The sequence below is a fragment of the Qipengyuania mesophila genome, from assembly GCF_019711655.1.
In the GTDB taxonomy this organism is placed as follows: Bacteria; Pseudomonadota; Alphaproteobacteria; order Sphingomonadales; family Sphingomonadaceae; genus Qipengyuania; species Qipengyuania mesophila.
In genome coordinates, this window is sequence record NZ_JAIGNU010000001.1 from 140,506 (window position 1) to 153,055 (window position 12,550).

At 65.4% G+C, this 12,550-nt stretch carries 14 protein-coding genes; 3 read left to right on the plus strand and 11 right to left on the minus strand.

Annotation, left to right across the window (positions count from 1 at the left end):
- Positions 1-4: 4 nt before the first annotated feature.
- From K3181_RS00670 to K3181_RS00690, 5 genes are read right to left on the minus strand one after another with little or no spacing between them, the layout of a single operon-like run.
- Positions 5-529, minus strand: a complete 525-nt coding sequence (locus K3181_RS00670; protein ID WP_221599869.1) for a hypothetical protein — start codon at positions 527-529, stop codon at positions 5-7.
- Positions 526-1,281, minus strand: a complete 756-nt coding sequence (locus tag K3181_RS00675; protein WP_221599871.1) for an alpha/beta fold hydrolase — start codon at positions 1,279-1,281, stop codon at positions 526-528. The genes K3181_RS00670 and K3181_RS00675 overlap by 4 nt, the downstream gene beginning before the upstream one ends.
- Positions 1,278-1,721 (minus strand): GFA family protein, encoded by a 444-nt coding sequence (locus K3181_RS00680; protein WP_221599873.1) that lies wholly within the window; start codon positions 1,719-1,721, stop codon positions 1,278-1,280. Before K3181_RS00680 ends, K3181_RS00675 begins: the two co-directional genes overlap by 4 nt.
- Positions 1,718-2,173 carry a GFA family protein gene (locus K3181_RS00685; protein ID WP_221599875.1) on the minus strand — a complete coding sequence of 152 codons (456 nt, stop codon included), beginning with the start codon at positions 2,171-2,173 and terminating at the stop codon, positions 1,718-1,720. The genes K3181_RS00680 and K3181_RS00685 overlap by 4 nt, the downstream gene beginning before the upstream one ends.
- Positions 2,170-2,817, minus strand: a complete 648-nt coding sequence (locus tag K3181_RS00690) for a 2-hydroxychromene-2-carboxylate isomerase (protein WP_221599877.1) — start codon at positions 2,815-2,817, stop codon at positions 2,170-2,172. Before K3181_RS00690 ends, K3181_RS00685 begins: the two co-directional genes overlap by 4 nt.
- Before the next feature lie 92 nt (positions 2,818-2,909).
- Between K3181_RS00690 and K3181_RS00695 the strand changes: the two genes are divergently transcribed.
- Genes K3181_RS00695 through K3181_RS00705 form a run of 3 tightly spaced genes read left to right on the plus strand, consistent with a single transcriptional unit; the run spans position 2,910 to position 6,003 of the window.
- Complete coding sequence (locus K3181_RS00695; RefSeq protein WP_221599879.1) at positions 2,910-3,356, plus strand: MarR family winged helix-turn-helix transcriptional regulator; 447 nt, start codon at positions 2,910-2,912, stop codon at positions 3,354-3,356.
- Complete coding sequence (locus K3181_RS00700) at positions 3,349-4,416, plus strand: HlyD family secretion protein (RefSeq protein WP_221599881.1); 1,068 nt, start codon at positions 3,349-3,351, stop codon at positions 4,414-4,416. The genes K3181_RS00695 and K3181_RS00700 overlap by 8 nt, the downstream gene beginning before the upstream one ends.
- Before the next feature lie 3 nt (positions 4,417-4,419).
- A complete protein-coding gene (locus K3181_RS00705; RefSeq protein ID WP_221599883.1) occupies positions 4,420-6,003 on the plus strand; it encodes a DHA2 family efflux MFS transporter permease subunit in 1,584 nt (527 codons plus the stop codon).
- On the opposite strand, the gene K3181_RS00710 is transcribed toward K3181_RS00705, so the two are convergent.
- From K3181_RS00710 to trmD, 6 genes are all read right to left on the minus strand, one after another.
- Positions 6,004-6,558 (minus strand): hypothetical protein, encoded by a 555-nt coding sequence (locus tag K3181_RS00710; RefSeq protein WP_221599885.1) that lies wholly within the window; start codon positions 6,556-6,558, stop codon positions 6,004-6,006.
- Positions 6,555-7,580: an aspartate-semialdehyde dehydrogenase gene (locus K3181_RS00715; protein ID WP_221599887.1), complete on the minus strand. Its 1,026-nt coding sequence runs from the start codon at positions 7,578-7,580 to the stop codon at positions 6,555-6,557. The genes K3181_RS00710 and K3181_RS00715 overlap by 4 nt, the downstream gene beginning before the upstream one ends.
- Positions 7,581-7,664: 84 nt before the next feature.
- Entirely contained in the window at positions 7,665-8,858 is a 1,194-nt protein-coding gene (locus K3181_RS00720) for an APC family permease (RefSeq protein WP_221599889.1), read from the minus strand.
- Positions 8,855-11,101 carry a S9 family peptidase gene (locus K3181_RS00725; RefSeq protein ID WP_221599892.1) on the minus strand — a complete coding sequence of 749 codons (2,247 nt, stop codon included), beginning with the start codon at positions 11,099-11,101 and terminating at the stop codon, positions 8,855-8,857. The genes K3181_RS00720 and K3181_RS00725 overlap by 4 nt, the downstream gene beginning before the upstream one ends.
- A gap of 290 nt (positions 11,102-11,391) precedes the next feature.
- Positions 11,392-11,760, minus strand: coding sequence for a 50S ribosomal protein L19 (rplS, locus tag K3181_RS00730; protein WP_247714815.1), 369 nt, complete (start codon positions 11,758-11,760; stop codon positions 11,392-11,394).
- Positions 11,761-11,772: 12 nt separating this feature from the next.
- The gene (gene trmD, locus K3181_RS00735) at positions 11,773-12,495 is read right to left on the minus strand and encodes a tRNA (guanosine(37)-N1)-methyltransferase TrmD (protein WP_221599894.1); all 723 of its coding nucleotides are present in this window, start codon (positions 12,493-12,495) and stop codon (positions 11,773-11,775) included.
- Positions 12,496-12,550: the final 55 nt, after the last annotated feature.

The window sequence follows — 12,550 nt, forward strand, 5'->3', positions numbered from 1 at the left end:
TCGCTTAATCAAGCGTTCGTCCGCCCACGCGACCGATCGCGAGCGCCGCCAGCACGCCGAAGAAACTCGCCAGCCAGGCAACGGATTTGATCGGGCGCACTGCTGCCGCGGTCGCGGCCATCGCGTCCGACCCGCGCTCGCGCAGCAATTGAACCAATTGTAGCAGTGTTTCGGTGTAGTCGCAGAGCACGAAGACCACCGCCGAGGCCGCGATAAGGACGCCCAAAAGCCCCAAAGCGCCGGGCATCGCCATGAAACTGCGCCCGGCGCGCCAGCTGCCCCAGCCGTAGATCCCGATGAACACGAGGTCGCCGAGCATGGCGACGATCGCCAGGTTCCGGACCCCGCCCGCGCGCCATTGCGTCTGGATTTCATCGACCCGCGCGGCGCTTCCCGCCGCCTGGTGCTCGCCGATACCCCAGGTCACGCCGTCGCCGAAGACAGTGATGGAGACGCTCAACGCGATCACTATGCCGAAGGCGGCAAGGCCCCACAGCCACCAGCGGAGATCGGGCTTCGGACCGGTCATTGTTGCCCTGCCAGCCAGTCGGCGATCGCCTGCCCCAGATCGGGCTTGGTCACGCTGCTCATATGCGTGCCCGGAACCTCGACGAAGGTAGCATCGGGCAGCATTTCGGCGAGTTCCTCTGCCGAGCCATTGTCGCGGTCCTCGTCGCCGCAGACCACCAGCGTCGGCATGGCGATATTGTCGAGCAGCGCGAGGTCGAGATCGGGCATGGTGTCGAGCAGCAAGCGTGCCGCCACGCGATCGACGCCCTGCGACTTGAGGAATTGCATCGAGAAATAGTCGGGATCGCCCCGGGGGATTTCGTCGAACTTGTCGATCACGCGGCGGAACTTGGCCGCCCGGCGATGCCACTCGCCAAGCCCCGCCGTACCCATGCCGCCAATCACCAATCGCGCAGGTTCGAGCACGCCATGCGCCACCGCATGCAGCGAGGTGCGCGCACCGAGCGAGAAACCGCCGAGATCGTAATCCGCAAGGCCAAGATGATCGACCAGCGCCGCGACGTCGCGCACCAGCACGTTCGAGGGATATTTCTCCGGATCGTGCGGTGCCGCGCTCTCCCCGTGGACGCGGAAATCGAGCATGATCACTTCGAAGCCTTGCGCCGCGATCGTCTCGTGGTGCCCCCACTTGATCCAGTTCATCGCGGCGCTCGAGAACAGGCCGTGGAGCAGGAGGAAGGGCCGTCCTTCGCCATGCCGGTGGACCGCCAGCCGCGTGCCGTCGAAGCTCTCGAAAAACTCTGTCCTCACTCGGGCACCTCGCCGGTCGCGTCGATCCAGCGCTGGCTCAGCGCGATGTGCTCGCTCAAGGGAATGCGTTTGAGGCCCGAGGTGTCGATCCAGCCCTCGTGAATCTTCTCCGAGGCGAAATGCCAATGCGGTTCGATGCCATAGGGCTCGTCGAGGCTGCCGACGGTGATGTCCATGTTTTCACCCTCGTTGAAGGCAAAACCGAGCGGCGTGCCACATCGACTGCAGAAGGGCCGCCGAGCGATGGGCGAACTGGCGTACCAGTCAGGACCGCTTTCCCACGTCATGTCGCTTTTCGGCAGGCCGATAAAGGCGATCGAGACCCCGCCCGTCGCACGCTGGCACATGCGGCAATGGCAGAGATAGGCCTGCTCGGGGTCGATCTGCGCTGTGTAGCGCACCGCGCCGCACTGGCAGCCTCCGGTCTTCGTCTCCTTCATCGTCCTGCAATCCCCACGAATGCGACCCAGTCCTCGCTGGATCGCGGTTGCTCGTCCATCGCCTTCGCGTCTTCCGGCAGGCGGATCCACCGCTGCTTGCTCCTCACCCACAGATGAGCGGAAGGGACGAATGAAGCACTGTCGTCGAGCGTCCCGCAGCGCAGGCTGGCGAGACCGTCGCGGCTATCGTTGACGGCATAGATCCGCGCCTTGCACCTAGCACAGCCGAAGATGCGCGAGTGGGCTCCGCTCGGCTGGTCGTATTCGCCCGCATCCAGATCGCCGGATATGTCGAGATCGGCCAGGGTGAACAGCATGTGTTCGCTGAACGCCGAGCCGGTCCGGCTCTGGCAATCGGTGCAGTGACAGGCATAGGGATTGAGGCGGAAGCCGTCGCGCAAGGTATAACGCACGGCACCGCACAGGCATCCTCCGGTCAGCTCGCCCTTCATCGCCTCGCCAAACCCTTTTGCTCCATGCGCCATTGCGCCATCTCGATACGGTCCTGGCCGAAGAAGGGTTCGCCGTCGAACACCAGCGTCGGCACGCCCCAATGACCCGCCGCTTCGAGAGCATCCTGGTTAGCGGCGATCTCGGCGTCGAGTTCCTGCGCTTGAGCCGCCACCTCAGCCTCGATTTCTTGTGCATCAAGCCCCGCCCTGGCCAGCGCACCCGCGAGGTGGTCGCCCTCGTGCCAACCCTCCTGACCGCCCCAGATGAGCTGGCCTGCTTCATGCGCGAAGGCGAGCCCCTTGCCGCGCCGTGCCGCTGCCTGCCCCACACGGGTGACGCGGCGGATATAGGGCTGGTCTGCGGCGATCTCGCGCGTGGCGGGGTTCTGGACGATCGGGTCGGGGCGCGGCGGCCCGAAGGCGATCCCGTGGAACTGCGCCACCCGCATCATGTCGCGGATCGTATAGGCCATCCAGTTGGGATGGTTGCGCTCGAAGAAGTCGGGCTGCCGGATCGCCAGCGGATAGACCGGCCGCAGCGCGATATCGACTGCGTACTCTTCGGCGAGTGCCCGGTACCGCCCGACCGCGAGGAAGCTATAGGGCGAGCGGAAGCTGAAATAGAGATCGGCGGTCAGCGTCATGGCCCTCTTCTAAGCATGGATTGCAGTTTCTCGCACAGAGCTTTCTTTAATTGCAACTTGCAATAATAAGCCATGTTATTATATGCGACGCCATGGAAACGAACATCGGCTATCTCCTGTCGGACAGCGGTCGCCTGCTGAGGAAGACCTTCGACGAACGCGTCCGCAGCCTGGGCCTCACCGCCGTGCAGGCGCGACTGCTGATGAGCCTGGTGAAATTCCCGGACAACAATCAGGCCTTCTATGCCGAGCGGATCGAGGTCGAGCCGATCACCCTCACCCGCATTGTCGACCGGATGGAGGAAGCCGGCTGGGTCGAGCGCGTCTTCGACCCCAACGACCGCCGCGCTCGCCTGCTTCATCTTACCGACAAGAGCCGCGAGATCGTCGAACCGCTGCGCGTGATCGTCAATGCGCTGGTCGAGGACATGGCGGAGGGTCTCACCGCGCAGGAGCAAGACATGCTCGCGCGGCTCCTCGAAAAAGTCTCGGCCAATCTCACGGCCGAACGTGAAATCAGGAATGTCGCCAATGGCTGAGGCCGATCCGCAGATCCCGGTCGATACCGTGGAACCCGTCGAAGCGCCCGCACCCAAGCGCAAGTGGGGCCGCCTGACGCTGATGCTCAGCGTGCCCTTGGCGCTGCTCATTGCCGGCGGGATCTACTGGCTCTCGCTGCAGGGCAAGGTTTCGACCGACAATGCCTATGTCCAGCAGGACAAGGTCTCGGTCAGCGCGCAGGTGGGTGGCGAGATCGTCGAGGTTTTCGTCGGCGAAGGCGACACGGTGCAGAAGGGTGACCTGCTGTTCCGCATCGATCCCGAACCCTATCGCCTGCAGATCGCGCAGGCGGATGCAGCCATCGCCGGGGCGCAGGCCAATGTCACCGCGCTGGCCAATTCCTCCGACCTCTCGGGTGTCGACATTGCCGCTGCGCGCGAGGACATTGCCTTCGCCCAGTCCGATTTCGAGCGCAAGGATGCGCTGTTCAAGCGCGGCTTCGTGACCAAGGCCGATCACGATGCGGCACGCCACCGCGTCAATCAGGCGCGCGAGGAGTTGCGCCAGGCCGAAGCGCGCCAGCAGGCCGCTCGCGCCAAGCTTGCCACCGGCAGCGCCGTCCCCGGGGAAAACCCCCAGGTCGCCGCCGGCAAGGCACAGAAGGCCGTTGCCGAGCTCTCGCTACGCCGCACCGAAGTGCGCGCGCCGAGTTCGGGTCGCGTCGCGCAGGCCGAGCGCCTCCAGCGCGGCCAGCAGGTCGTCCAGGGCCTCCCCGTGCTCACGCTGGTCGCCGACGGCAGCAGCTATGTCGAAGCCAACTTCAAGGAAACCGACCTCGCCGACATGCAGGTGGGCCAGCCCGCCGAAGTGCATTTCGATGCCTATCCGGGCCTGACGCTCAAGGGTCACGTCGAATCGATCGGTGCGGGCACCGGGAGCGAGTTCTCGGTCATCCCCGCGCAGAACGCGACCGGCAACTGGGTCAAGGTGACCCAGCGTGTCCCGGTGCGCATCGCCATCGACGAAAAGAGCCCGCGCCCGCTGATCGCCGGGCTGTCGACCGAGATCACCGTCTACACCGATGGCAAGAAGCGCTGATCCATGGCCAGCCGTGCCGTCCCCGCAGGAGGCGCCACAGCGCCCGACCCGGCGCATGACGTCGCACAGCTACCCGTTGCCAATCCGGGAATACTGATCGTCGGGATCATGGCAGCTTCGCTGCTGCAGGTCCTCGACACCACGATCGCGAACGTCGCGATCCCGCACATGCGCACGGCGCTCGGTGCGACCACCGAGACGATCACCTGGGTCCTGACCAGCTACATCATCGCGAGTGCCGTGGCGCTGCCGATCACCGGCTGGCTCTCGGACAGGGTTGGCGCGCGCCGCCTGTTCATCCTGTCGGTCGCAGGTTTCATCCTTTCCTCGATGCTCTGCGGCATGGCGCAGAACCTCCAGGAGATGGTGATCTTCCGCGCCCTGCAAGGCGTGACCGGGGCCTTCATCGCGCCGCTCAGCCAGGCCTTCATGCTCGACACCAACAAGCCGAGCAAGCACGCGCAGATGATGGCGCTGTGGGGCATGGGCATCATGATCGGCCCGATCCTCGGCCCGGTCTTGGGCGGGTGGCTGACCGAACAGGCCAACTGGCGCTGGGTGTTCTACGTCAACCTACCGATCGGCATCCTCAGCCTCGCCATTCTCGTCACGCAATTGCCGCACCGCGAGGTGATCCGGCGGAAGTTCGACCTATCCGGTTTCGTCCTGCTCGGCGTGGCGCTCGCGAGTTTTCAGATGCTGCTCGACCGCGGACAGACGCTCGACTGGTACGACAGCTACGAGATCTGGCTGTGGACCTTCCTGTTCATCTCCTCGACCTGGATGGCGGTGATCCATCTCGGCAGCGCGAAGGACGGGCTGTTCGACCGCGCGCTGTTCCTCGATCGCAATTTCGCCATCGCCATGGGCTTCATGCTGGCGATCGGTGTGGTCATGTTCGCCACCATGGCGCTGCTGCCGCCGATGCTGCAGCAGCTGATGGGCTACGACGTGATCGATACCGGCCTGGTGCTGATGCCGCGCGGCATCGGCGTGCTGATCTCGATGCAGTTCGCCGGCATGGCCATGCGCCGCAATCTCGACCCGCGCCCCGTGGTGGCCACCGGATTCATCATTTGCGCGGTTTCGCTCTACGAAATGGCGCAGTGGTCGCTCGGCGTCGACCGTTTCCACATCGTCGCCTCGGGCCTCGTCCAGGGGCTTGGCATGGGCCTCGTCTTCATTCCGCTCAACGTCAGCGCCTTCGGCACACTGCCCCCGCGCCTGCGCACCGACGGGTCGAGCCTGCTCAACCTGTTCCGCTCGCTCGGTGCATCGGCGGGCATCTCGCTCACCACCGTCATGCTGGCGCGCAATCTCCAGACCGCGCATGCCGACATCGCCTCGAACCTTACCGGCGCCTCGGTCTCGAGCATGATCGATGTCAGCACGGTCGACCGCTACCAGAACCTCGGCGAGATCGCGCTCAGGATGCTCGATCTCGAAGCCAACAGGCAGGCCGCGATGGTCGCCTATATCGACGATTTCTGGATGATGATGTGGATCACGCTGGCCGCCGTCCCGCTGGCCTTCATCATGCGCAAGCCGAAGCCGAGAACGGGACCCATGCCGCCCCCGGGCGAGTGATCAGCGAGAGAAGCAGCTGACTCCGGCCTGGAGCGCGGTGACGGTGTTCCCGTCCTCGGCAAAGCCGGTGATCGTGCCGTAATCAGCAGTGGTGTATTCGAATTCGCCCGGCAGCGTCGTATCGAGTTCGCGCACCTGCCGTTCGAGCTTGAGGCCTTCCAGCGTCGTCACACCGGGCCGCACTCCGTCCGACGTCGCCACGCCCTCGCCCTTGCGCAGGAACCAGCCGCGCAGCGCGCCATCCATATAGGCGAGCTGCAGCGGGCCGAACTGGCTGAAGTCCATCGGCCCGGCGCCGCATTCCTCGTTGCGCGAGGTCTCGGGCGAGGAGCCGAGAGCCTTGGCGATCGCTCCATCGACCTCGTCGCGCGGTGCCCCGAAGCGTAGCGGCTCCGCGCCCTTCGCACCGAGACCGTCGGCATCGACCACCACCTGCACCCCGGCCAGCGGGTCGCCCGCCGGCGCGGCGCTCTCGGTGGTTTCGGGTGCGGGTTCGGACTGACCGCAGGCGGCAAGCGCCAGCGGCAGGGCGACGAGAAGCGCTTTCCGGATCATCCCTTCTTGAGGCATTCGCGGCCGAGCAGCTCGGCGATCTGCACCGCATTGAGCGCCGCGCCCTTGCGGAGGTTGTCCGAGACGCACCACAGCGTGATGCCGTTGTCGACCGTCGGATCGTCGCGCACACGGCTGATATAGGTCGCGCTGTCGCCCGCGCTTTCGACGGGGGTCACGTATCCCTCGTCCTCACGCTTGTCGATCAGCATGATCCCCGGCGCCTCGCGCAGGATTTCCTGCGCCTGCTCCGCGCTCAGCTCGTTCTCGAACTCGATGTTCACGGCTTCCGAATGGCCGACGAACACCGGCACGCGCACGCAAGTGGCGTTCAGCTTGATCTTGGGATCGAGGATCTTCTTGGTCTCGACCACCATCTTCCACTCTTCCTTGGTCGATCCGTCATCCATGAAGACGTCGATGTGCGGAATGACGTTGAAGGCGATCTGCTTGGTGAACTTCACCGGCTCGACCGGGTCGCCGACGAAGATCGCGCGGCTCTGCTGGAACAGCTCGTCCATCCCCGCCTTGCCCGCGCCCGAGACCGACTGGTAGGTCGAGACGACGACACGCTTGATCGTCGCCGCGTCATGCAGCGGCTTGAGCGCGACCACCAGCTGCGCGGTCGAGCAGTTGGGATTGGCGATGATGTTGCGCTTCTTGTAGTCGTGGATCGCATCCGGATTCACCTCGGGCACGATCAGCGGCACGTCCGGGTCCATACGGAAGAGCGACGAATTGTCGATCACGACGCAGCCGGCCGCCGCCGCCTTGGGTGCGTATTCCTTGGCCGGGCCGCTGCCCGCGGCGAACAGCGCTATGTCCCAGCCGGACCAGTCGAAATGCTCGATATTCTTGCATTTGAGCATCTTGCCGGTGTCGCCGAATTCGACTTCGGTGCCGTGCGAACGGCTGCTGGCGACCGCCGCCACCTCATCGATCGGGAACTCGCGCTCGGCGAGCACCTGCATCATTTCGCGCCCGACATTCCCGGTCGCACCGACCACGGCAACACGATAACCCAATTCAAATCTCCACAATGAGTGTGCCGCCGAGATAGCGATTGCATGCGCGCCCGCAAGCGCACATTCGATTGCGCGGGTGAAAGCTCAGACGATCCCTGCAAGATAGAGCACCAGCATCACCACCCCGACGAGCGAGCCGGCCAATCCGACTGCGGCAATCCAGCGGCGCCCTGCCCGGCGATGCCAGGCGATTCCATTGACCAGCGCGAAGATCGACAGGAAGACGAAGCTGCCGCCCTCGACCAATACCTCCAACCCGCCCACGACGGTCAGGACGATCGCCGCGCCCGAGATGACCAAAGTGCCGAACCAGGGCACGCCGCTGCCGTCGAGCCGAGCGAAGAGCGCGGGCATCTCGCCATCGCGTGCCGCCCCCAGCGCCAGCCGAGCGGTGGCGAAGACGGTCGCGTTGATCGCCGATCCGGCGGAGAACACCGCGGCAAGCGAGACCGCGAGGAAGCCCGTTTGCCCCAGCGCTTCGCGCCCAGCGATCGCCAGCGCCACCTCCTCCCGGCGGACGATCTCGGGTGCGCCCGCGAGCATGGCGGCTCCCAGCGCGACGAGGATATAGGTCGCCATGGTGACGAGGATCGCCGCTGGCATGGCGATGGCGATCGTCCGCGAGGGATGGACCATCTCGTCGTAATCGTAGCTCAGCAGCTGGAAGCCCTCATAGGCCATGAACACCACGCCCATGCCCACCAGCGCACCTGCCAACCCCACTGGCTTGCCCGGATCGGCGACAAGCTGTGCGGTGTCCCAATGCGCGAGGCCGAAGCCCGCGAGGCCCAGCAGGATGGCGAGCTTGCCCCAGACAGCGACCTTCTCGAGCAGTGTCGCCTCGGCCGCGCCCATTAGGTTGATCCCGGCGAGCACCATGATCGCGGCAATCGCGGCCAGCGTCTTGGCCCAGCCGGGCGCACCGAGAGCGAAGGCCGCGTAGGAGCCGAAGGTCACTGCATAGACTGCGACGGTAAAGACATAGCCGACCACCAGCAGCCACACGACGACGCGCGCGAGCCTGTTCCACCCCAGTTCGCGCAGATAGGCATAGGACCCGCCGGGCCGGTCGATCTGGCGTGTGAGCGCGGAATAGGAATGGCCCGATGCGAGAGCCACGAGCCCGCCGACGAGGAAGCTCACCCAGGCCCATTTTCCCGCCACCGAGATCACCACGCCGAGCGTCGAGAAGATGCCCCCGCCAATCATGCCGCCGACGGCCATCGCCCAGGCGCCGCCCGGGCCGAGCTGGGCCTCGCCTCGGTCGGTCCCGCTCATTGCGGCGGGGTCACGCCATGGGCTTCGAGAAAGCGGAACACGGTGTTGTAGCGATGCGGCGAGATCTGCTCGCCCGCGACGCGGTGCGTGTAACCGGGATAGAGCATCATTTCGAAGGGAACGTTGCTCTCCTGCATCCTCGCGATCACCGCGGTGGCGTTCTCGAACACCACGTTGTCGTCGGCCATTCCGTGGATGATGAGCAGCGGATCGGCGATCCTGGCGGCGTCGGGAATGGCGCTCGATGCCTCGTATGCGGCGCCATCCGCCTGCGGCGTTCCCATGTAGCGCTCGGTGTAATGGGTGTCGTAGAGCTCCCATTTGGTCACCGGGGCGCCCGCTATCCCCGCGGCATAGAGGCCGGGATCGGCCTGCAATTGCTTCAATGTCATGTAGCCGCCGTAGGACCAGCCATCCACCGCGATCTTGCCGGGATCGACGAAGTCGAGCGTCTTGAGGAATTCGGCCCCGGCCTTCTGGTCGCGCACCTCGACGCCGCCCATCGCGCGGCTGATCGGCTGTTCGAATTCGACCCCGCGATTGGCGCTGCCGCGATTGTCGAGCGCGAACCAGATATAGCCCTTGTCGACGATCGCCTGGCGCAGCCCCCCGTCCCAGGCCTTGGTGACGACCTGCGCGTGCGGGCCGCCATAGTGATAGAAGAACACCGGGTAGCGCTTGCCCGGCTCGAGCTCGGGCGTGACCATTTCCCAATGAAGCGGCGTCCCGTCCTCGGCGGGAACGGTCCCGTATTGCGTCGGCCGGTGGCTCGCGAGGTACGGAGCATAGGGGTGATCGGCGTCGAGCGCGTTCTCCTCGATCCAGGCGAGGCGTTTGCCCTGCTGGTCGGCGATATAGCTCTGCGGCGGACTCGTATCGTTCGAGCGCGTGACGACGAGCGTCCGGCCCTTCTCGTCCATTGTCGCCGAATTGGCGTATTCGGTGTCGGTCAGCAGCCTCGGCTCGCCCGGATCGGCGAGGTCGAGCGCGTAGACCTGCTGAGCCAGCACGTCGTCCTTCGTCCCCTGGAAGAAGACCCGGCCCGCCTGCTGGTCGATCCCGACGAGCTTGGTGACGACCCATTCGCCGCGGGTCAGTTGGGTCCAATCACCCCCGGCGTAGCGATAGAGATGACCGTAGCCGTCGCGCTCGGACCACCAGATGAGGCTGCCGTCCTTCAGCCATTTGTAGTTGTTGGAAAGGTTGACCCAGTAATCCGGTTTGGCCGCGCGCTCGGTGAACAGCACCTCGCTGGCGCCGGTGGCGGGATCGACCTCGAGCATGTCGAGGACGGTCTGCGCGCGGTTCTCGCGCTGGACGTAGAGCGCGCTGCCGTCGGCCGCCCAATCGACGCGGGCCACATAGATGTCGCTCTCCTCGCCGAGATCGACCTTCACGCGGTTGCCGCCGTCGGGGTCCATCACGAAGAGGTCGACCGCGGCATTGGCGCTGCCGGCAACCGGGTAGCGCTGGTCGTAGACCTTGGTCCCCGTCGCACCGATCGCCGCGCGCGTGACCACGCCGACCATGCTTTCGTCGAAGCGCTCGACCGCGATGCGGCGATCGTCGGGGCTCCACCAATAGCCGGTATGGCGGTCCATTTCCTCCTGCGCGACGAATTCGGCCTCGCCCCAGCGCACGTTCTCACCTTCCTGCGGAGTGATCGGCCGAGCTTCCGCGCCCACCTCGCCGACCCACAGCTGCCGATCGCGCACGAAACCGACATAGGCGCTCGTACCGCTGAGCGAGGGATTGAGTTCGCTCTCCTCGGTGTCGGTCAGGCGTTCCACCTCACCGCCGATGCTCGCGAGATAGAGATCGCCGTCGAGTGGCACGAGGACCCCATCGCCCTGCTTGGTCCACTGATAGTCGATGATGCCCTTGAGATTGCCCACGCGCGCGCGTTCGCGCTGCATCTTCTCGTCTTCGGACAATTCGCGGCCCGAGCCTAGTTTCTCGCTGTCGACGAGCATCGCCCAGTCGCCCGCCTCGCGGTCGTAGGCCCACAGGTCGTAGCGCTCCCGGTCGTCGGCACGATTGCGCAGGAGCGTGAGATAGCGTCCGTCGGGCGACAGCTTCACCATGCGCGGCGTCGGTCCGTCGAGGCTGGGCGAGGCGAAGACGCGTTCGAAACTCAGCTCCATTGGCGCGGTCTCCGTATTCTGCGCGGTGGTTTGGGCGGCGAGCGGCGTAGCAAGGCAGGTGCCCAGAGCAAGGGCTGCCGCGAAGGTCAGGTGACGCAAAGATCTCTCCCCGTGGATGTCGCGGGGTGATGGAGAATAGCGTGCGTCCGCGCAAGCCGAGGCGCGGCAATCATGCCTAAATTCAGGTTAAGCGCGAATGGTATGATCCGGCTAACGCCTGAGCGCGAGAAAGGCGCATACTCCGGGCGGCCACTATGGCTCTGCGGCCGGGCGGGGTTGCGCATGGGAAGCCAGATTCACGTCTACGATCACGGCCCCTACGAAAAAGGGCGGCCTTCCCAGTCGGAAGGCCGCCCCCAAACTTCTCGCGAAGAGAAACTGTTTCGTGCTTACGCCTTGGGCGCGTTGTCGCGACGTTCGGCGATACGCGCGCGCTTGCCGGTGCGGCCGCGCAGGTAGTAGAGCTTCGCGCGACGCACGATACCGCGGCGAACCACGGTGATGCTGTCGACGATCGGCGAGTAGAGCGGGAACACGCGTTCCACGCCTTCGCCGAAGCTCATCTTGCGCACGGTGAAGTTGCTGCCCATGCCGCGGTTGGAGCGAGCGATGACAACGCCTTCGAAATTCTGGACGCGTTCGCGGTTGCCTTCGACAACCTTGACGCCGACGCGCACGGTGTCACCGGCGCGGAATTCGGGAATGTCCTTCCCGAGGTTCTCGATAGCTTCTGCTTCGAGCTGCTGAATGAGGTTCATCGAACCGTATCCCTAGTCTTTTCGCCGCGCGCCAGAGGCAGGTCGGTCCCGAGCGTCACTGTAACGCTCCCAAAGGTCCGGCCTGCGTAACCGTGTGTCTTCCTCGCTCCTTGCCTTGCGCCAAGCAGCGATTTTCGCATGATCCCCCGATCGCAGCACTTCAGGGATCGTGCGCCCTTCCCATTCCTGAGGTCGGGTATATTGCGGGTATTCGAGAAGGCCGTCCTCGAACGACTCCTCATGCCCGCTTGTGGGCGCGCCCATTACTCCGGGAAGCAAGCGAATGCAAGCGTCGAGAATCGCCAGCGCGGCGGGTTCTCCGCCCGAGAGGACGATATCGGCCAGGCTGACCTGCTCGACCTGCGGGAAAGCCTCGAAAATCCGCTCGTCGAAGCCCTCGAAGCGGCCGCACAATATCGCGACACCTGGTCCAGCGGCGATCTCGCGAATGCGCTCCTGCGTGATCGGCTTGCCGCGCGGGGTCATGGCGAGGATCGGGCGCCCCTCGCCCACGCTCGTCAGCGCCGCGCCGATGACGTCGGGCTTGAGCACCATGCCCGCCCCGCCACCGGCCGGCGTATCGTCGACCGTACGATGCTTGTCGGTGGCGAAATCGCGGATCTGGACGGTCTCGCAGGACCAATCGCCGCGCTCGAGCGCCCGTCCGGCAAGCGAGACGCCGAGCGGGCCTGGAAACATCTCGGGATAGAGGGTGAGGATGGTGGCGGCGAACATCGCCGCGCCCTAGCGGCTCGGCGCGCCGAGTTCCATCCCGTTCGTTCGGGGAAGG